Source organism: Amycolatopsis aidingensis, from assembly GCF_018885265.1.
GTDB classification, from domain to species: Bacteria; Actinomycetota; Actinomycetes; order Mycobacteriales; family Pseudonocardiaceae; genus Amycolatopsis; species Amycolatopsis aidingensis.
This window is the reverse complement of the sequence record NZ_CP076538.1, coordinates 3,633,159-3,652,637: the sequence shown is the minus strand read 5'-3', so window position 1 is coordinate 3,652,637 and position 19,479 is coordinate 3,633,159. Positions and strand designations below refer to the sequence as shown.

The 19,479-nt window shown below is 66.7% G+C and carries 16 protein-coding genes and 1 pseudogene; 6 read left to right on the top strand and 11 right to left on the bottom strand.

Features of this window, described 5'->3' with window-relative positions; genetic code table 11:
- Positions 1 to 30: 30 nt before the first annotated feature.
- On the bottom strand, positions 31 to 903 hold the full coding sequence (locus KOI47_RS16700; protein WP_216216855.1) for a hypothetical protein: 873 nt from the start codon (positions 901 to 903) through the stop codon (positions 31 to 33).
- Between the two features lie 892 nt (positions 904 to 1,795).
- Here KOI47_RS16700 and KOI47_RS16695 point away from each other — a divergent pair.
- Both KOI47_RS16695 and KOI47_RS16690 read left to right on the top strand, forming a co-directional pair.
- Entirely contained in the window at positions 1,796 to 2,302 is a 507-nt protein-coding gene (locus tag KOI47_RS16695) for an AbrB/MazE/SpoVT family DNA-binding domain-containing protein (protein ID WP_216216854.1), read from the top strand.
- A gap of 71 nt (positions 2,303 to 2,373) precedes the next feature.
- Positions 2,374 to 3,372, top strand: a complete 999-nt coding sequence (locus KOI47_RS16690) for a tyrosine-type recombinase/integrase (RefSeq protein ID WP_216217345.1) — start codon at positions 2,374 to 2,376, stop codon at positions 3,370 to 3,372.
- 94 nt (positions 3,373 to 3,466) lie between these two features.
- Here KOI47_RS16690 and KOI47_RS36440 read toward each other — a convergent pair whose 3' ends face one another.
- Positions 3,467 to 3,841, bottom strand: coding sequence for a hypothetical protein (locus KOI47_RS36440; protein WP_408629942.1), 375 nt, complete (start codon positions 3,839 to 3,841; stop codon positions 3,467 to 3,469).
- 290 nt (positions 3,842 to 4,131) lie between these two features.
- A pseudogene (locus KOI47_RS36435) lies at positions 4,132 to 4,341 on the bottom strand (recombinase family protein); the annotation flags it as partial.
- Between the two features lie 828 nt (positions 4,342 to 5,169).
- Between KOI47_RS36435 and KOI47_RS16680 the strand changes: the two are divergent.
- From KOI47_RS16680 to KOI47_RS16665, 4 genes are read left to right on the top strand one after another with little or no spacing between them, the layout of a single operon-like run.
- Positions 5,170 to 7,545 (top strand): xanthine dehydrogenase family protein molybdopterin-binding subunit, encoded by a 2,376-nt coding sequence (locus KOI47_RS16680; RefSeq protein ID WP_216216853.1) that lies wholly within the window; start codon positions 5,170 to 5,172, stop codon positions 7,543 to 7,545.
- Positions 7,542 to 8,441, top strand: coding sequence for an FAD binding domain-containing protein (locus KOI47_RS16675; RefSeq protein WP_216216852.1), 900 nt, complete (start codon positions 7,542 to 7,544; stop codon positions 8,439 to 8,441). Before KOI47_RS16680 ends, KOI47_RS16675 begins: the two co-directional genes overlap by 4 nt.
- A complete protein-coding gene (locus tag KOI47_RS16670; protein ID WP_216216851.1) occupies positions 8,434 to 8,961 on the top strand; it encodes a (2Fe-2S)-binding protein in 528 nt (175 codons plus the stop codon). Before KOI47_RS16675 ends, KOI47_RS16670 begins: the two co-directional genes overlap by 8 nt.
- Before the next feature lie 50 nt (positions 8,962 to 9,011).
- Positions 9,012 to 9,563: a carboxymuconolactone decarboxylase family protein gene (locus KOI47_RS16665; protein ID WP_216216850.1), complete on the top strand. Its 552-nt coding sequence runs from the start codon at positions 9,012 to 9,014 to the stop codon at positions 9,561 to 9,563.
- Positions 9,564 to 9,577: 14 nt separating this feature from the next.
- Here the strand turns inward: KOI47_RS16665 and KOI47_RS16660 are convergent, their stop codons facing one another.
- The 8 genes from KOI47_RS16660 to KOI47_RS35665 form a co-directional block, all read right to left on the bottom strand.
- A complete protein-coding gene (locus KOI47_RS16660) occupies positions 9,578 to 10,138 on the bottom strand; it encodes a cupin domain-containing protein (protein WP_216216849.1) in 561 nt (186 codons plus the stop codon).
- Positions 10,139 to 10,188: 50 nt separating this feature from the next.
- A complete protein-coding gene (locus KOI47_RS16655) occupies positions 10,189 to 11,124 on the bottom strand; it encodes a dioxygenase family protein (RefSeq protein ID WP_216216848.1) in 936 nt (311 codons plus the stop codon).
- Positions 11,121 to 12,215: a maleylacetate reductase gene (locus KOI47_RS16650; protein ID WP_232376790.1), complete on the bottom strand. Its 1,095-nt coding sequence runs from the start codon at positions 12,213 to 12,215 to the stop codon at positions 11,121 to 11,123. The genes KOI47_RS16655 and KOI47_RS16650 overlap by 4 nt, the downstream gene beginning before the upstream one ends.
- An 84-nt stretch (positions 12,216 to 12,299) precedes the next feature.
- Positions 12,300 to 13,397 carry an alpha/beta hydrolase family protein gene (locus KOI47_RS16645; RefSeq protein WP_216216847.1) on the bottom strand — a complete coding sequence of 366 codons (1,098 nt, stop codon included), beginning with the start codon at positions 13,395 to 13,397 and terminating at the stop codon, positions 12,300 to 12,302.
- Positions 13,398 to 13,400: 3 nt separating this feature from the next.
- Complete coding sequence (gene mhpA, locus KOI47_RS16640; protein WP_232376789.1) at positions 13,401 to 15,002, bottom strand: bifunctional 3-(3-hydroxy-phenyl)propionate/3-hydroxycinnamic acid hydroxylase MhpA; 1,602 nt, start codon at positions 15,000 to 15,002, stop codon at positions 13,401 to 13,403.
- A 104-nt stretch (positions 15,003 to 15,106) separates the two neighbouring features.
- A complete protein-coding gene (locus KOI47_RS16635) occupies positions 15,107 to 16,090 on the bottom strand; it encodes an AraC-like ligand-binding domain-containing protein (protein WP_232376788.1) in 984 nt (327 codons plus the stop codon).
- A gap of 1,026 nt (positions 16,091 to 17,116) precedes the next feature.
- Entirely contained in the window at positions 17,117 to 18,535 is a 1,419-nt protein-coding gene (locus KOI47_RS16630; RefSeq protein WP_232376787.1) for a recombinase family protein, read from the bottom strand.
- Positions 18,532 to 18,897, bottom strand: coding sequence for a hypothetical protein (locus KOI47_RS35665; protein ID WP_232376786.1), 366 nt, complete (start codon positions 18,895 to 18,897; stop codon positions 18,532 to 18,534). The genes KOI47_RS16630 and KOI47_RS35665 overlap by 4 nt, the downstream gene beginning before the upstream one ends.
- Positions 18,898 to 19,479 lie beyond the last annotated feature (582 nt).

Sequence of the window (19,479 nt, the reverse complement as noted above, 5' to 3'; positions counted from 1 at the left end):
CGCCGGGTGGCGCGGCCGTTTGATGCACCCTCAGCCGGCCCGGTCCAGCCGCGCGTTCGCGAACTCCCGCGCCGCCGCCGCCAGCTGCCGCTCCGCCGCCTGCCGATGCCGGGTCACCGTCGGCTGGCTCACCCCGATCTCCGCCGCCACCTGCCGATCCGTGGCCACCCCATCCCGCCCGATCTGATCGCCGAAATAGCGGGCGGTCAGCAGGGCCGTGGCCCGCTCATCCATCCACTCCGACTCCACCGCCCACGCCAGCAACTCGAGCAGCTCCTCCGAGGCGTCACGCTCCACCACCCGATCAACCAACGCCCCACCAGCCGGCAGGTCGTCCAGGCTCACCACATCCACGGTGGGCTGCTGGTAGTACACCCCGAACGACCGCAGCGCCGCACGCTGCGCCTCCCGCACCAGATTCGCCGCCACATGGCGCCGGCGCCGCAACGGGTAACACCGCACCACCTCCCACAGATGGCCCAGCACCATCACCTGCACATCGTGGGCGTCCTCGGTGGCCGACACCCCCGCGCCGGTCACACCCCTCCGCGGCCCCTGGCTGGTGGCCACGACCCGCATCGCGCGCAACACCCGCCCGACGATGCCCGGCACCGCCGGCGCCATCGCGTCCAGCACCAGCTCCGCGGCCACCACACCGTCCCGCCCCTCGGCGGCCGCCCGCTGCAGCAGCGCGAACAGCACCGCGTCGTGCCGGTCATAGTCTCGCGTCCCGAGAACCGCCCGAAGCCGCGCGCGACTGGACGTCCCGGCCAACGCCCGCTCCTGGAGCGCCCAGTCCCGCAACGCTCCGTCGAACCGCGCGACCGCGGCAGGCCGCGAGAACTGATCCTGCAGGCTCGCCAGCGGCGACCGGCCAGCGGGACGGGTGGAATCGGAGGACATCGCAGTCCCCTTTTCGCTCAGCGACAACAACGCCGCGAGCGTCGAAACCACCCCTTGCCCCATCCCCTGCCCCACGCCTTGCCCCGTCGGCACCAACCGCGAGAGCAAGCCCATGATCACCCGAATGGGTCACCCCGGAATCGGAGTGTCGACCGAGGACGTTGACACTGACCGTCTCCGACCGATCGGGCCAGCCACGGTCGTCTGAGCTCGTCCGCCGTGGGACGGTCCGGGGTCGTGCCTCCGAGGTACTGGATTCCTCGGCTGGCTCGGCGACCGAGCCGGTCGAAGCAAGGCACGGGTCACCAATGTCGCGTGAGCCCGCCGACCTCCTTGCAGGCCCGGCAGCCGGTCAGCGTCGAGCACCACGACCGCGAGCCATGCTGGTCGGTTCCCGCCTTGGTCTACCGTGGACTCGGCCGGGTCGGGAGCATCGCTATCCACTCTGATCGTTTGCTCGGTCGCCTCCGGTCGTGCACGGCCGAGACTCACGCCATCCCTGCTGGTCGGTTGCGGAGCAGACTGAGCTGATCTGGGCAACCTTCGGTCGGCAGTGCGACCCGGCACCGGCGACCGACAGCCGACCTTGGTCCAACCACCAGTCACCTTGCTGTGGCCGGCATCGTGCGACCGGTGAGCGGCCCGGTCGCGGACATCGGCACGCGACCGGCCGCCCGGTTACATTGATTACAGCTCGCCAACCGACGGTCGTGAATCAGCGGCCGGACGCCACGTGCGTGTCTCGACCGGACGGTTCGCGCCGGAACCCGCTTGACGCCAACCGCCGCCGACAAGTCGTTCGATCTGACGTGCTGTCGGCACCTGACCGTCGTGAACCAGGGGTCGTCTCCGATATCCCCGAGTCGTCGGGAGAGCAGTGAGGCTGCAGTCGATGAGCAGAGGCACCAGCCGGAGCGCCGCACCGCAGGGCGCGGTAGCCACCACCGTTGCTGATCACATCGTCACCGCGTTGGTGCCTTCCCGCAAGACCGCGCGGGGGCATGACCCAGCACGGTCGCTGCCCTTGCCCGTCCTGCACAACTCGGCGCACGACGGGTCTATGGTGTATGACATCGCTCGGGTCGACGCCTCTGGGCGTGTGCCTGCCCGCGACGTCTTACGTCATCTGGGCTGGAATCCAGGTGACTCACTCGGCCTGACTCTCGTCGCGGACACGATAGTGCTCACGGCCGACGTCGGCGGTTTCGCGGCAGTTTCCCGACAGTACTGCGTCGTGATCCCAGCGATGGTGCGAGCCCGATGTGGCATATCCATTGCACACAAGCTGCTCCTTGCCGCAGCCGTCCATCACAGAGTCCTGCTGGCATACACCATGTCCAAGCTGGACAAGATCATGAACTACTACCACACCGCCAGCACCGCCGGGAAAGTCTCGTGAGCGATACACCCCGTACTACATGCAATCACTCCCCCGGCACGACGGAACTGGAGGCGGCACGCCTCGTCTTGATGCGAATGGGGGTCGATCCGTACGACCTTCTCCATCCATCATCCAACCAGCCTGCTGCGCCAACGTTTACCGCATACATCCCTATCGTGGCGGGCGCTGTATCAGACAGCACTCGCCGCTCCTACAGCCCCTACTGGCGACGTCTCGAGGCCCTGTGGGGGCACCGAGCGCTCGACGAACCGGCTCCGTCCGAGATCGAGCAACTCGCTGAGCACGTCCGGTCCAACGCCATTGAACGCCGGAACTCGCGCGCCGGCCGCAGCGCCGCCGAGAACTTCATCGCTGCCATCCGTTGCCTCTACCGGCATGCGGAGAACGACCGGCTAATCAAGGATGCCGACAACCCCGCCCGCAAAGTAGCCAAGCCACGTCGGCGCCCCTCCACCCGTCGTGCGCTCACCGACACCAGCCTCGCCGAGATCACCTATGTCGCCGCTGCTACCGGCAACGACCCTGAACTCGACGCTCTGATCCTCCGTCTCCATGTCGAAACAGCCTGCCGCCGTGGAGGCGCACTCAGCCTTCGGAGCCGGGATCTCGATGCCGTTCAAAGCCTGATCTATCTACGTGAGAAGGACGGGAACGTCCGCTGGCAGCCCGTTTCCCCCACGCTCATGGCGCATCTGCTCCGCCACGCTGATCGGCGTGGTGCCACCGAACCTGACGAAAAGCTGCTGAGGTACCGATCAGGAAAACCCATCACCTACCGCCGCTACGACCACCTGTGGGAGCGTATCGGGCAGCACCTTCCTTGGGTCCACACCCAGCAGATCTCCACGCACTGGTTACGTCACACGACCTTGACATGGGTCGAACGCAATTTCGGCTACGCCGTCGCCCATGCCTACGCTGGCCACCACGACTCCTCGGACAGCGCCACCACGACTTATGTCAAAGCGAGTATCCACGACATCGCCACCGCGCTCGCTGCGCTCACGGGCGAACCCCACCCACTCGCCACAGATGCCCACATTGCCCGACCAGATGGCAACTGCTAACGTTCGGTACATGATGAGTATTTCCCCGATCTGGGGAAATCTCACCGCCGTGGGGGTTCAAGTCCCCCCTCGGACACTCCCTTACCCCACGGATCTAAGGTGGACGGCGTCGATTGCATGAGGCGCGGCGGTCCTCGACCAGCCCAGTTCCGAGGTCCAGCGCAAGCGTGGCCTGCTGACCCGGTGCGACCGCCGGGTTAATCACTCGTCGTGACGGTGCTCGCCGCACGCTGGGGTTTCCTTTGGTACACACGATCTCCAACCCATGCTGGCGCAGGTATCCGCTGGCGCCACCGGGTGCCCTGGCCTGCACCCACCCATCCTGTTGGAGCAGGCTAGGTAGGGTCTCGAGCAGGTGGTCTTCGCGGACGTAGACGTTCCGGGGCACGTGGCCGAGTCGGGGCGTGCCGGTGGTGTAGCCGTGACGGCAGCGGTAGCCGGGGCGACCGTGAGCCCAGTGCACATCCATCCGACGGCCGCACACCCCACAGACGACCAACCCGGCCAACACGTAGGTACGCCTATCGCCGTCCTTGGTGCGCCGCGCAGCGCGGCTCCGCTGCACCGCGACAAACGTGTCCTCGTCAACCAGCGGTGCATGCGCCAACTGCTCGGACACCTCCCACTCCCCCACCGGGCTCCGGCGCACCACTCCGAACTGCGGCCGCCTGTGCGTCCGCTGGCACCGTGGCCCTTACTGCTCTGCCGGTTCCACACCTGCCGGCCGGTGTACCGGGGATTCTCCAAGATCGTCCCGACGGTCCGTGTGATCCACCGGCTGCCCGTCCGATGCAAGTTCCGTGCCCGATCCGCACTCGATGGGCAGGGAACTCCGCGCTCGTTCAACTCCCGCGCCAACGACGCCACCGACCGCCCCCGCGCCCGCTCGGCGAACAACCACCGCACCCACGGCGCTGTCACCGGATCCGGTTCCAGCACCTGCACCCACCGCCCCCACCGCGCCTGCATAGCGTTCGGATGCGGCCCACCATCAGCCAACCGATACCCGTACGGCGGACGGCCGCCCAGGAAGCGACCCTGAGACCGCGTCTGCTCGCGCATCGCCGCCATCACGCGGTGACGAGCCCGCACCACCTCGCACCGTGCCTGCGCACCCAGCAACACCATCAAGGCCTGATGCACCGGACTGTCCAACTCCACCGGTCCGCCGGCCTCCGGCAACCACACCGGCACCCCCATCGCGGTCAACCGCGCCACGACTTCTCGGAACTGGTCACCATGAAACGCACGCTCATACTCCCCCACGACTACCGCATCGAAGTCCCGACCTTCTGCCTCCGCGGCCGTCAGCAACGCCGACGCCGCAGGCCGCTCCCACCACGACCACCGACGCGACCACCCCTCGTCGAAGAACTCCACCACCACCGTGCCGGTCCCCTCGACCAACTCGTCCGCCGCCACCCACAAGATCGCTGACACTCCCTAACGGGGGCGTCCCGGCATACGACGAGTACGCCTTCTCCTGGTCGATCCACCGTATGCGGATAACGCTGTGCCGACGGAAGATGGTCAAGCGGCCGTCGGTACGTGCATAAACGTAACTTTCATTGAACGAACGATTCGACGGCTCGCTCCAATCCGACGTACTGTGCGCGGCAACCGAACTTCTGACGCAAACCGGATCGCGCAGGCGTCAAGCGGATCGACCGTTCCTCGGTCGAGCCCTACCGTCTATACATGGCCGGCCGTCCGAAACGGCCTACAAGGGTCGTGGTGATCACATTGGCCGAGCGCTGAGCTCGTAGTGATACCCGGAGAACGTCCAGGGAGGTCGGGTTGCAGACCGCGGGCAAATTTGTGGGCCGTCCGGTTCGCAAGCACGACGGTGACCACTATCTGACGGCGCGCGCGACCTACACCGGCGACATCGTGCTACCGGGGACAGTCTACGCAGCCCTGGTCCGCGCGCCGTTCGCACACGCGCTGATCCGGTCTGTTGCGACGTCCGCGGCGGAAGGCGCGACCGGGGTGATCGCTGTCGTCACGGGCAAGGACCTGGTCCCCTGGTGCGATGAGATCCCGCACGGACTGGACGCGGGGCTGCTCGGGGGACATCACAACGCCGTGTTCCCGCTCGCCGTCGATAAGGTCTTCTACGCCGGTGAGCCGGTCGCCGCTGTGGTCGCCACCTCGGAGGCGGATGCCCGCGCTGCCTGCCTGCTGGTCGAGGTGGATTACGAGCCACTGCCACTCGTGCTCGACGTGAGGTCAGCGCTCGCTGCGGATGCCCCGATACTCTACCCGGCCTGGGCCGAGAACGTCCTCATCGAGGGCCACGTCGGAAGCGACGACTTCGCCGAGATAGCACGGAGCGCGCCGCACGTGCTCGAAGGTGAGCTGCGTACCCACCGCGGTACAGCGGCGCCGATGGAGCCACGCACCTACCTGGCCGCCTGGGATGCGGCGAGGCAGCGACTTACTCTCTATGCGTCGACGCAGAATCCGCATGTGCTTCGGACAGTGCTCGCCGCGTCCATGCGCCTGCGCGAGGATCAGATCCACGTGATCGCGCCGAGGGTCGGTGGGTCGTTCGGGCTGAAGATGTACGGAAGTCGTGAGGACTTCATCGCGCCTGTCCTCGCGCGCATCGTCGGCCGACCGGTCAGGTGGATGGAGGAGCGCGCGGCGTCCCTGCTGCCGGCCGCCCGGGAGCAACTGCTGTCTTACCGGGTGGCTTTCGATGACGACGGACGTTTGCTCGCCCTCGACGTGGAGGCCCTTACCGATCACGGCGCTGCCGCGCCCACGCATGGTTGGGGCATGGCATACGTGGGGGCGCTCGCGACCGGACTTGGCTACGCCATCGCGCACTGCCATGTGCGTTACCGGGTCGTGGTCACCAACAAGGCACCGTGGAGCGGCACCAAGCCATTCGGTAAGGACGGTGCGACACTGCTACTGGAGCGAATCATGGAGCGGGTCGCAGCCGCGACAGGTGTCGACCCCGTTACGGTGCGACGGCGCAACTTCGTCGGCACCGGCGCCTTCCCGTACCGGCACACCTCAGGCCTGGAGCTCGACAGCGGCGACTACGGTGCCGCACTCGACAAGACCATGGAGACCCTCTCCTACGAGCGGCTGCTCGCAGACCAGGCACGGCTTCGGGCGCAGGGGCGCTACCTCGGTATCGGCATCGGATTCGAGTTGATGCCCGAAAGCGCCGACATCCCGGGAGCTTTCGTCGCGGCGTACGACACCTCGACTATCCGCATGAGCCCGTCGGGGCAGGTGTCAGTGCTCACCGGAGTCACCAGTCCGGGCACGGGTAGCGACACGGGCATCTGCCAGCTCGTCGCGGGCGAACTGGGAGTCACCCTGGACACCGTCTCCGTCGTACAGGGCGATACCGACGCCTGCCCCTACGGCTTCGGCAACATTTCGAGCCGTTCCCTCGTCACGGGGGGCAACGCCGCGGTGCTCGCCGCTCGCGACGTGGCAAGCAAGATCCGCGCGGCTGCCCGCGCGCTGCTTCGAGCGGATTCCGATGACTCGGTTCTCCTCGAGGACGGAATCGCCCGCCTGAGCTACGACCCGTCCCGCAGTGTCTCCATTGCCGAGGTGGCAGGTGCCGTGCACACGCGTTCCTACATGCTCGAGCTCGATATAGAGCCGCACCTGGAGTCGACGCGCACGTACCGGCCCACCAACATCCGCGAGGTCCCTGATGCACTCGGCCGGATGCAGACCTACACCACCTATCCCTACGCGGTGCACGCTTCGGTTGTGGAGGTCGACACCGAAACCGGTTTCGTCACGCTGCTTCGGCACGTGGCCACTCACGATTGCGGTACCGTCGTCAATCCCCTGATGGTCGACGGACAGGTAACCGGTGGCGTAGTGATGGGCCTCGGCGCTGCTTTCAGTGAGGAACACGTCTTCGACGACAGCGGGATCCCGCTCACGACCGGCTTCAAGACCTACCTGCTGCCGCGTGCGGTCGACGTGCCGCGTGTCGAGCTCGGCCATCTCTGCACACCGGCGCCAGGGACGCCGCTCGGCACGAAGGGGGTCGGCGAGGCGGGGTTCGCCGGGGCGCTCGCGGCGGCGTTGAATGCGGTCAACGACGCGATTGCGCCACTCGGTGCCCGACTCGACCGGACGCCCGTGAGCCCGGTCGCCATCATGAGTGCGCTCCAGGAGGCCCGGCGATGATTCCAACCCGCTTCGAGTACGTCGCGCCGGAGACCGTGGCCGCCCTCGTAGCCGCGCTGGACGAGGAAAGCCGACTGCTGGCTGGGGGCACCTGGGTGGTACCGGAGATGGGACGTGCCGAGTCCCGTCCGCGGCGAGTTGTCGACCTCCGCCGGGCCGGCCTCACGACGATCTCAGTCGATGGTTCCCGGCTGCGTCTCGGCGCAATGTGCAGCTACAGCGACATCCTCGCCAGTCAGGAGGTCGCGCGCCATGCACCGCTCCTGCACACGATGGCAACAAGTGTAACCGGCGGGTCGGCACTGCGTAACCAGGCCACCATCGGCGGTTCCGTTGCGGCCGCCCGGCCGCAGTCCGACGTTCCCGCAACGCTCGTGGCCCTTCGTGCGGATATCATCATTGCGGGCCCTGCGGGATCACGCCGGGTCCCGGCCGCGGACCTGTTCCTCGGCGCCGGCCGGACCACGCTCGCTGTCGACGAGGTGATCACAGGCTTCCAGTTGCCGTCCGAGCGAATGTCCGGGCATGGCTACGTCAAACTGAAGCGGGGCGCCAGCTCCTGGCCGATCGCCACCGCGGCAGCGCTTCTCCGCCTCGATGACGCTGGCCGATGCGAGGACGCCCGCCTGGTGCTCGGCGGGGTCGAGGCGGTGCCGGTGACGGTGGACCTCACGGCCATGCTCGGGCGTCCACCTGGCGACGAGGAACTGGAGGCGGCTGCCGCGCAAGCAGCGGCTGCACTGTCCGCGCCCTGGACCGACGTACTCGCTCCAGGTACATACCGCGCGGCGGTCACCGCCCCGGTAGCCAAGCGGACACTCACCATGGCGCGGGCGAACGCTGCCGACCCCAGCTTCGGTGCCGCCCCCGCCACCGAGGAGGAACAGCATGGATGACCTGATCATCCTTGAGGTCACCGTGAACGGACAGCGCCGTTCGGCAAGAGTGGACCGGCGGGAACTCCTCGTCGAAGCGCTCCGCGCCCGCTTCGGCGTCACCGGTCCGAAGATCGGGTGCCTCACCGGCGACTGTGGAGCCTGCACGGTGCGGCTCAACGGCCTCATCACGAAGTCCTGCCTCCGCCTCGCCGTTGCCGAAGAGGGCGCGGAGATCGAGACACTGGAGTCGATGAGTACGGAAAGTGGACTCTCTGACCTCCAGGAAGCATTCTGGGACAACAACGCATTCCAGTGTGGCTACTGCCTGTCGGGGATGCTGTTCTCGGCTGAAGACCTGCTCGAACACAATCCTACTCCCAACGAGCAGGAGATCCGCCAAGCCATCAGCGGCAACCTGTGCCGATGCACCGGCTACGATGCAATCGTGACCGCGATAAAACAGCACGCCGACCGGGTCGGTGACAAAACCTTTTCGACAAGGCCGGCCGATGTCGGCGAGATATCGTCGCAAGCGTAGCCGGAATATTGAGATCGGGCGTCGGGTCCGTCGAACTTGAGGAGGTTTCCGTGAGCGACAGCGCCGAGCGACTGCCTTTGCTTGACCCAAGTTCGACCCCGAAGGAGGTCCACGCCGCGCTCACGAGACTTCCCGATATCAACTTGTTCCGAGCCATGGCGGGAGCTACGACGTTGTATCCCTCGTTTTCCGAGTACATGGCCAAGCTCTTTCAAGACATGGAGCTTGACGCGCAGACCGAACGTCTGGCTGTGTTGCTCGTCGGTAAGCTTTCGGACTGCCACTACGTCTGGCGTCAGAATATCGTGACAGCCAAGAGTATCAACATCTCTGATGAGCAGATTGCCGCGATCGAACGCGGTGAGCTTGCCGCTAGTTGCTTCAGTCCGAGGCAACAGGCAGCCCTCACCTTCACCAAGGACTGCGTGATCAACATCGAGGTGGACGACTCGGTATACGACGCGTCCACTCGAGAGCTCTCCTCTCGAATGATCGCCGAGCTCCTGTACGTCGTGGGCACGTACATGATGATCTGCCGGTTCGCGCGTTCCGGCCGAGTTCCCTTGGACAAAGAACCTGGTCCATCGCCCTACGTTTCATGACAGCCCTTCGTTCATCAGACTGCGGATCCTTCCTGGGGGAGGTTCCCACCGACAAGCACGAAGGCCATCAGGCAAGGTTCGTCGGACCGGTTGGACCAGGCGTGGGATGTGCCCCTTTGCACCAGAACATCCCCTGCCTGCATGCGCACTTCGGTCGCGTCCAGCACCGCCCAGACCTCGCCGCTGAGGACGATCGCGTAGTCGATCGAGCGTGTGGTGTGGACAGCCAGCGGCCTGATCTCGTTGCCGTCACGGTCGAACCGCCACTGCGCATCAGGTGGTAGTTCGAGTGTGCGGAATACTGTGCCCGTAGCGGTCGGCGCGATGGAGAGCTTCTCGTCGGTGTCCATCGGGTCTCGCAAGGGCCCACTGTTGTCGGCGGGCGTGGTGTACGTGCGCCAGAGGTCGGTCACGACGTACGTCGGCGTTCCATGGCCGGTACGTGCCCACCGGCCTTCGTCCTCGAGCAGTACCGTGGACGCACCGTCCGGACCGAGTCCCGTGACAATTCGCCGGACCCGGTGTGTGCCGGACGCGGGTTCCACATCGCTGGTGAACGGATCGTAGTCGGTCACTTACCCTCCTTGTTCCACTCGTCCGAATCCTGCGGAACGTTGATTGCCGGTTACCTGCCCTCCGGGGCCAGGACGATGTCGAACCGGACCTTCGACCAGGACTGTTGGCCGAGGTCGCGGCCGTCGGGGGTCGGCGTGCCGGCATTTTGCTGCTTGAAGTCCTTGACCAGCGATTGCTTGACCCCGAAGACGGAATCGGAGTCAAGGTAGTGGTCGCCGCGCACGAAGATGTGCGTAACGAGTGTCCGGTGGCCCCCGTGTGTGACCATGAAATGCAGGTGGGATGCGCGCATCGGGGAGCGGCCCACGGCGTTCAGCATGCTGCCGACCGGCCCGTCGTGGGGAATCGGGTATGGGGTCGGTGTGATACCCCAGAACCGGTAGCCTCCCTCGCGGTCGGTGTAAAGATGAGCCCTGCCCGCGGTGCGGCCGTCGCCGTACTGGACGTCGTACAGCCCGTCCGCGTCTGCCTCCCAGACTTCGATGAGCGCGCCGGCCAGTGGCCTGCCCGCGGTGTCGGTCACGGTTCCCTCGACCCAGCACGGTTCGCCGCTCGCGCCGAAGGAGATGTCGCCGCCGCGGTCGATCTCCGGGCTGCCGTTGACAAAGAACGGCCCGAAAACCGTTGCCTCGGTCGCGTCTCCGTGGGCCTCGTTGTTCATTGTGATGGTCTGCATCGAAGCTCCGAGGGTGTCGGAGAGCAGGACGAACTCCTGACGCCTGGCATCGGTGATGTCGCCGACGGCCGTGAGGAACTCGATCGCCTTGCCCCACTCGTCCTCGGTCAGCCTCACCTCGCGCAGGAAGGCGTGCAGGTGCCGCACGAGCGCTTGCATCAGCTGCCTAAGCCGCCGGTCGGTACAGCCGTCGAAAGAGCTCAGTACTCGCCGGACCAACTCGTCCTCACGTTCGGACTGCTCCGGCGGGACCGCCGGTGCGGTGGTCCCGTATTCGCCGGTCGCCGAGGTCTCTTGGCCGCTCGTCATGCGGGTTCACTTCCTTCCCACGCCGCGCGGATCAGCGCGGCAAGGTTGTCACCGGCGGCATCTGTCGGGTTTCCCTCCGGTACGGATCTTCGGACAGCCTCGGCCGCGTCGGGCAAGTCTTCCTCGGCGAGGCCGTAATCCCGCAATGCCGTCGGCGCGTCCAGCCGCGCCCGCAGTGCCTGCAACCCGGCCAGTGCGGTATCGGCGCCGAACGCCGAGGCGAGCCGCCGGTCGGCTTCGGGCGCGTTCGGCGCGTTGAACGCCAGGACATAAGGCAACACCACAGCATGGGTTTGGGCGTGCGGAAGGTTGTACTTTCCGCCGAGGACGTGACATATCTTGTGGTGCAGCCCAGAGCCTGCCGACGCGAAAGCCACCGCCGCCAGGTAGGCGCCGTACAGGGCATACTCGCGACCGGTCAATCCGGATGGATCCCGCGCCACCTCGGGAAGCCCGATGTTGAGCGCCCGCACTCCCTCGGTCGCCAACGCCGCGTTGATCGGATCGGCGTGAGGTGCCCAGAGACTGTCGACACAGTGTGCAAGCGCGTTCAGCCCGGACGCGACGCTCAGCTCCCCCGGCAGGGTAAGCATCAACGAGGGGTCATAAACAATCGCGGCCGGCAGTACCCGCGGGTCGCGTCCCGTGGTCTTCACCGCGTTCTCGGTCAGGCCCCAGACGTCCGTCGCCTCGGAGCCGGCGTACGTGGTGGGTACGGCGATGATCGGCAGCCCGGTTGTCAGGGCGACCGCTTTCGCCAACCCGGTGGTCGAGCCCCCGCCGACCGACAAGATCGCGTCGGCCCGGTTCGCCACGGCCGCGGCGCGAGCTCGCTCGGCCACCTCGACGGGCACGTGCATGAGAACCTCGTCGTATAGCAGCGCCACGGACAGATCGGCCGCCACCTCGTCGGCGAGAGCCCGCTCGGCGTCGGCGGCGATCACCATGACCCGCCGGGCATCGAGCCGCTCCGCCTCCTCCCGCACGCCGGCCGCCGCCCCGCCCGAGGCGAACCGGACTCGCTGCGGGAGCGTGGTATGGACGAACCTCATCCCATCACCTCGGTTGAACTTGGCTCTGGACTTCGTCACCGGACCCAGCCCAGCTGCCAGCCCTGGAATCGTGCGGGCTACGGCAACCTGGCACCGTTGACCGGGCGAGCAGAACGCTGATGGTCATTGAACGGACGACTTTCCCGGCCGTTGCTTCGTGAACTGGCCGGCGAACCAGTCCGCGACGTACGCGGTGCGCTCTTGCGCGTGGTTATAGATCGTGTGCTCACCGTCCTCCCACACCCTCAGGGTTGCGTCATGGGCGGCGTCGAGGAAAGGCTGCTGCTGCTCGAGGCTCACGATAGGGTCTGCACCGCCATGCAAGACCAGTAGTGGGCACCGGATCCAGTCAACGCCGGGGCGAAAAGCGATGCGGTCGAAATTGTTCTGGATCACGTCCGTGTCGCTGGTACCCAGCATTGCCGCGGCCTGCTCGACGAATGTGCGGAATCGCTGGAGGCGAGGCTGAGCGGGAGCGGCGTTGACGCACACCGCCGACACCCTGGAATCCGCAGCGGCCGTGGTGGCGGCATAAAGTCCGCCCAGGCTGTTTCCCCACAAACCGACTCGCGGTGCGACGGTGAATGCGCGGTCGACGAACGCCGAGTAGGCGGAACGCACGTCGACGTCGAGCAGGATGCCGTGGCGCAGCCTGCTCTCACCCTGTCCGGGTCCTTCGGCCAGCAGTACAGCCATACCGCGCCGCAGCAGCGCGTCGGCCTGCGGAAGGTACGCGGCTCCCCACCCACTCTGCCCGCCGAACACGATCACCACGCCGCTCGGTGTGGTGGTCGGTCTTAGCAGCCAGCCGTTCATCAGCCCACCGGCGAACGGAACCTCCTCGCGTTGCCACGGTGGATCGGCCAGTACCGCGGCGTGACCGACCGCTCTGGTGAACGCCTCGTACAGCGCGCGCTTACGGGCGCCGTCGAAGTTGAAGGCCATCTGTGCGAACAGGAAGTCCGCGGCCGCCGCCCGGTACGCCGCGAACGCGGTCACCGGGTGTCCGCCGCACTCTGCGGTACGGGCGCGCTCGAGCTGCATCGTGGCGAGCTCTTCGGCGGCCTTGTCCCAGGCGATGCCCGCTGCCGTGTGCCGCTGCATGGCGAGCACGTCGGCATAGTCGACGCCGTTGTCGAGCATTCGCGTCACCGGCATGGCGCGCCACAACGCCTCGATCGTTGGGCTCGAACCACCGGTTGGCGTGTGGCTCTCGGTCATCTGTCAGCTCCCGTGGCGCGTGGGGGTGGTGGCGGCGGCCCAGTACAGCTGAGCGCGCAAAGCGTCCAGCGCTGCGGGCGCCTCACTGGCTTGACCGGCCCAGTACAGGTGGAAATCCGGCCGTGAAATGAAGGTGTCCGTGTCGGTATCGGCGAAGTACCGGGTATACGTGCCATCCGTGTCTTCTATGCTGTCCGGCGTCCCCGGGGTCAACGTCGTGACGGAAGTGCCGAGTTCGGGGAGCAACGCCCGCTGCTCGATGCCGAGCAGTGCCCGGACATCCCGCTTGCTGACCAGGCTGAAACCGCCTCCGACCACATCGTCGAAACGACCGCTGCCGTTGCGCGAACAGACGTTGCCCTGTGGAGCCAACGTACCGGCCAGCGGTGAGGGCTCGCCGCTGGGCGCACGGTGCACGACCCCGTCTGTGATCGTAGGGAACGGCGGCATCGGTGGCACCTCTCCCCGCCGGAAGGCGGCGTCGCGTGCTGCGGCGGCCTGGCTGTCCTTGAGGTTCGCGACTTTGCCCAGCTCGATCGAACACCGTTGCACGACCTCCGCGTGCGGGCGCCGCTCAGCCTCGTAGGTGTCCAGCAATGCCTCGCCAGCGGACCCGCGTAGCACCAGATCGAGCTTCCATCCCAAGGTGATCCCGTCGCGCATTCCCGAGCAAGCGCCCTGCCCCATGTACGGCGGCATGGTGTGGGCGGCGTCCCCGGCCAGCAGTACCCGGCCACGCCGCCAGGTGACCGCCGTCCGCGCGGAGAAGGTGTAGACGATCTGCCGGAGGATGCGGATGTTCTCCGGGCCCAGGCCGTGTCGATCCCGGAGCCAGCGCCACGCCCAATCGGCGGTCTCCATCTCGGCGGGATCGTCCCCGGGGCGGACGCCGACCTCGAAACGCTGCCTGAACTTGCCGATAGGCATGAACATGTTCGGCTGTTGGGGGTCGCAGAACTGCCGAGTCACCTGAAACCTCGGCCCGAGTGGGTGCAGGCATTCCGTGTCGATGTTGAGCCAGCGGTCATCGACCCCCAAGTCGATCTGTTCGACGCCTAAAGCGTTGCGGACGAAACTGTTCGCACCGTCCGCGCCCACGACGTACCGTGCTGTCACGGTACGGTCCTGGGTACCGATCGACCACTGGTCGTCGCGGTCGCGCCGCCAGGGCCGGACGACCAGTCGGACGTGATCGGAATCCTGGTCGAGGGCCACGGCACCGATTCCCTGGTTGACCTCGACGTTCGGGTAGCGGCGAACACGCTGATCGATCGCGTCTTCGATATGCGGCTGGTACATGGTGTAGTGCGCCGCATACCCGCTCGACCGTCCGGACCAGTCGACGGCCAGCAGCAACTCACCGGAGCCATTGCGCCACTCGTACACCTCCGCCACCGACGCTTCACGCAGGGCGTTGTCGACGTCGCCGGTCGCCTGGATGATCCGCGCGGTCTCGCCGTCGATATGGGTCAACCTCGGCAGGCCGTACAGCGTGGGCCACCGCTCGAACACCGCTACGCTGTGACCGGCTTTGCCCAGCATCGAAGCAAGAACCAAGCCGGTCGGTCCATACCCGACGATCACCACATCGAAGTCCACCGTCACCACGCTCCTTCGCGTCTTGGTGCGTGGACTCTATGAACCCGCCGGCAGGGCCACGATCCGCGGCGCGACAAGGCGATCCGGGACGCGACACCGACCTGCGTGCACTAGAACGCGTCGCGAAGCGTTTGCGACGGGTTCGTCCCATAGCGCTTTCGGTACAGGCCGGCGAAGCGTGGGACGTGAGTGAATCCCCACCGCAGTGCCACCTCGGTGACCGTGACGCTGCGAGGCTCGGCGACGCGGAGTTCCTCGTGGGCACGCGCCAGTCGTACCTGTTGTACGTACTCGTGTGGTGACACGCCCAGCGACGAACGGAAGTGCCGCTGCAACGAGCGGGGCGTCATCCGTACGGCGCGGGCCAACCGTTCGACGCTCAGGTCGCCGGAGGGATCGCGCTCGATCAGCTCCATCACGCGCCGGACCGGCGTTGGCTGGCGCAGACCGGAAGCGAGGCGTTCCAGCTGTGGGGAGTAATTGTTGGGCTGCGCGAGCAGCAAGCCGGTCATCAGCAGATTAGCCCACGGCGCCGTTCCAAGAGAGCGCTCGGCAAGACTTTCCGGCTCATCGAGCTCCTGGAGAAGCAACCGGACTGTCCGCGCCCACGACCCGGCGGCACGCCCGGTCAGATCCATCTCGGGTTCGAAGCGGATGACGGCAGCCGCCGGACGGCCAAGCATGGCCTCCAGGTGTTCGGTCAGAGCCTGCCGCTCGACGCGCACATGCAGCTGCCGGTAGTCGTCACTCAGCCGCATGTCCACCCGCATTCGAGGGGAGATGACTGCCGCACGATCCTGGTCGACCACCACCTCGTCACGTCCGAAGACGACCCGGTTGTGCCCGTGCAGGCTAAGGTTGACGTCGTAGTAGTCGACTTGCTCGGTCAGGTGTACTCCGAGCTCGACACCGCGGTTGCGGCAGTACACCAGCGACACCGGCCCCACCGAAACCTTCGACAGGTCGGTGCGCACACTGGACCGGCTCGGAGCGAGGGGGGTCAGCCGGTGCGGCGTGAGGAACTGCGACACCGAATGACGAAACTCATCGAGATCGGGCGAACTCAACACCGCGAAGCGCTCCAGCACACCCATGCCCTTCACCTCTCAGCTTCGTCCTGGACGCGAATCTCCAGACAGGACATGACAACATGACAACGAGGCGGGCGCACCCCTCGGACGCCGTGGAGGGCAGGCTCCACGCCCTCAGGCGGAGTGAAGACTGCCGATCAATAGTGAGCCGAACAGCGTACCAAGAGCCTCGGCGGTTGTCGAGATCAACCGCGACAGGACACGCCGGGGAGTGTTCTTCGGGTGAACGTCACCGTTGTTTCCGGGCAGGCTGTGGCCGGTCTGCCCACCTAGTCACAGCAGCGCTGGCGAGCACGTAATCGGCTTCGGCCGAGTGGCCGCATGCGAGAGGGCCGCCACATTCCGTCGGTGGTGTCAAGGCCAGTGCACCTGTGGGGTCCGTCCACCTCTGATGGTCTTGGTTGATGGTTCAGATCTGGTGCAGGATGCGAACCGAAGCAGGTCGTGGTTGGCTCGGCCGGACATCTGGCGTTTGCGTATCTTGATACGGTCCAGCTGGCCTCTGGCAGGTCCGCAACCGTGACGATCGGTGTCATCGGACCCCAGCGTGTGTCGGGGTCCGTGAGGTCACCCATCGGGTGACCTCACGGACCGTTGGTGGCGCCGACGTGGCCGACGGGACCTACCGGGGGCGATGAGTTCGGCGGCCAGGTGGGTGGCGTTGCGGTTGGGCCAGCTGATCCGCACGTCCTCGGCCGCGAGTTCGAACGCGATCCGGCGGCCGACCACTTGCCCGCACGGCGCATCGCCTCGATCCGGGCGACGGTCCCGGCTGATGTCGCGGTGAGCTGCCGGTGCGGCGTCGATGGGTGTCGTGGAACCAGAATTCGCCGAATCGATGGTTACTTGGCAGTTCTCATCCTGCCGCCGAACGACCCGCAACACGTAACCATGGACCCGTCTCGCGCCCCGGTCGACCGGGTCACCCGCCGCGCTTGTGACCCGGTCATTTGTGCCCCGATGCGATTCGAACGCACACTAGCGCTTTGCCACCGGATGTACATATGGTCTGCCACATGAATACACATCCTACGCAGGGATGCAACGAACATGCGTTCGATTCCCCCCTCGGACACGCACACTATTCACCTGCGGAGAGGCCGTCACGTCGACGGCCTCTTTTTCGTGGTCGTACCGGAGTTCCAGCCGCAGCGCCGCGTACAGCTCGGCCAGCTTGTCCCGGCTCCCGCCCGACAGGGCGGTCCGGACGTCACCGAGCGAGTCGATCATGGCGTGAATCTCGGCCTCACCGAGCGTGTCCGGCGCCGGAGCGTTGTCCAGCGCGGCTTGCGCGCTCGCCTTGTCGGCCTGCGCCTGGTTGATCGCATCCACGAGCGCATCGGGCTCGATCCCGGCGCCGATCGCGTCCTGGAACCGCCGCAACTTCGCCTGCGCATCCGCCAGCCGCCTCCGCGCCTGCTCGATGTCCACCTGCCGCCGCCCGCGCTGCGACTCGACCAGCATCCGCACCGTCCGGTCCACGTTCGCCGGAGCGAGCAGGTCACCGATCCAGCCGTTCACGGCATCCCGTAGCGGTTCCTCCCGGATGTAGACCGTCGCCGGATGCTCGGCGAGCGCAGGTGAGCCCGGCGCGAGCGTCCGCGCCGGGCAGCGGTAGTACATCCCGTGCTTGCGCGGACTGCCTTCCATCTTCCGCGTACAGACGCCACACCGGATGCGGCTACGGAACAGGTACGTGTGCTTCGCCATCCGTCCGGCCCGCTTGGTCTTCCGCGCACCACTCGACAACCCACCCGCTGCCTTCGTCCGCCGCCGTAGCTGCGTCTCGGTGAACTCCTCGACCGACACGATCGCCGGATGAGCGGACGTCCGAGAACGCACGACCCGGTCCGCGCTCGCCCGCCGGAACCGCACCACATGGCCAGCGCCGACATCCTCGGGGTCCAGCAACGTCTCCTGCTTGGCACACCGGCCGAAGAACGCATAGCCCGTGTACCGCGGGTTCTCCAGAATGGACCGAACCGTGCTCCCCTGCCAGCCATCCGCCAACCGGTGCGTGTTCTGCTCCGGCCGCCGAGCCGAGGGACACGGAATCCCATCCCGGTTGAGCCCGTTCGCGATCGCCCGATCACCCCGGCCATCCAGGTACTCGGCGAAGATCCTGCGCACGACCGGCGCCGTCTCCTCGTCCAGCGCCAGCACCCGCAGCCGATACCCCTCGGCCGCCTTCCGCGGGTTCGGATGCGGACCGCCATCAACGACCACGTACCCGTACGGCGCCCGGCCGCCCTGGTGCCGTCCCTCGTTCACCACCTGTGCATCCATCGCCGCGCGGACCCGTGCCTGTACGTGCTGCCGCTCGGACTCGCTCATCCCGCCGAGCACGCTCATCAGCATCTTGTGCGACGGGTTCCGCGCGTCGAACTTGCCACCCAGTTCGGGCACCCACAGGTCCACGCCGTACGCGCCGAACCGGGGCGCGATCAACGAGAACTGGTTGCCGAACCAGCACCGTGTCCCCTCCCCACAACCACGGCGTTCCACTCCCGCTCAGGGTCTTTCAACGCAGCCAGCAACCGCCCGGCCGCTTCCCGCCGCTCCCACGGCACCGACCGCGACTGCCCCACATCGAAGAACTCGGCCGCCACCGTGCCGCCCAGCGGCTCGACGAACTTCCGCGCGTTCCCCAGCTGCCAACTCCGCGACGTCTCCGGGTCCTGGTTGTCCTCGGTCGAGCACCGCCCGTAGAACGCGACCGGCCCGATCCCCTCGTCCACCGGCTCAACGCTCTCCACACCCAGCAGGTCGTCCAGCGTCGCCCACGGGTCCGGGCTGATTTCAGTAGTCACCCGCTCCCCCTTCCCGAGGCCCGTCCAGAACCTCGACCTCTGTCAGCTCGACTCGGCAGGGCGTCCAGGTAGCGGTAGCAGCGTGGACAGACCATGCCCGGCGGTCGCAACGTCACGTCGATCAGCACGACGTGTCCGCACACAGCGTGGTACCTGCCTCGCTTCGCGTGGACACCGCGCGCGAACTCCTCGTCCATTACGGCATGGTCGAACGCATCGTCGGAACAGCGGTACCACCCCACATAGATGCCGCTCGTCGGCGCGTCCTGCTGCGTACCGCTCACGATCACCACTCCACGAACACAAGTGCCCTGATCAGCCCTTACGGACTGTCAGCGCGGAGTCGATACGTACGGAGCGACAGGACACGGATAGGACCTACCGAGGACGCAAGCCAACGCGGTGCGGCTCGCCGTCCCGTCCCAACGTTCGGGTCTCTCACCTGGCCTAGAACCGGCCGTCCAGGACGGGTGGGACACCCGTTTCCGGACCCGTCCCGACGCGGACGGCTTCGGCAACTTCGCAGGGCAAAGAGCGTGTTGGGCCTCCCAAAACATGTCCCAACCTAAATCTGTTCGGCGG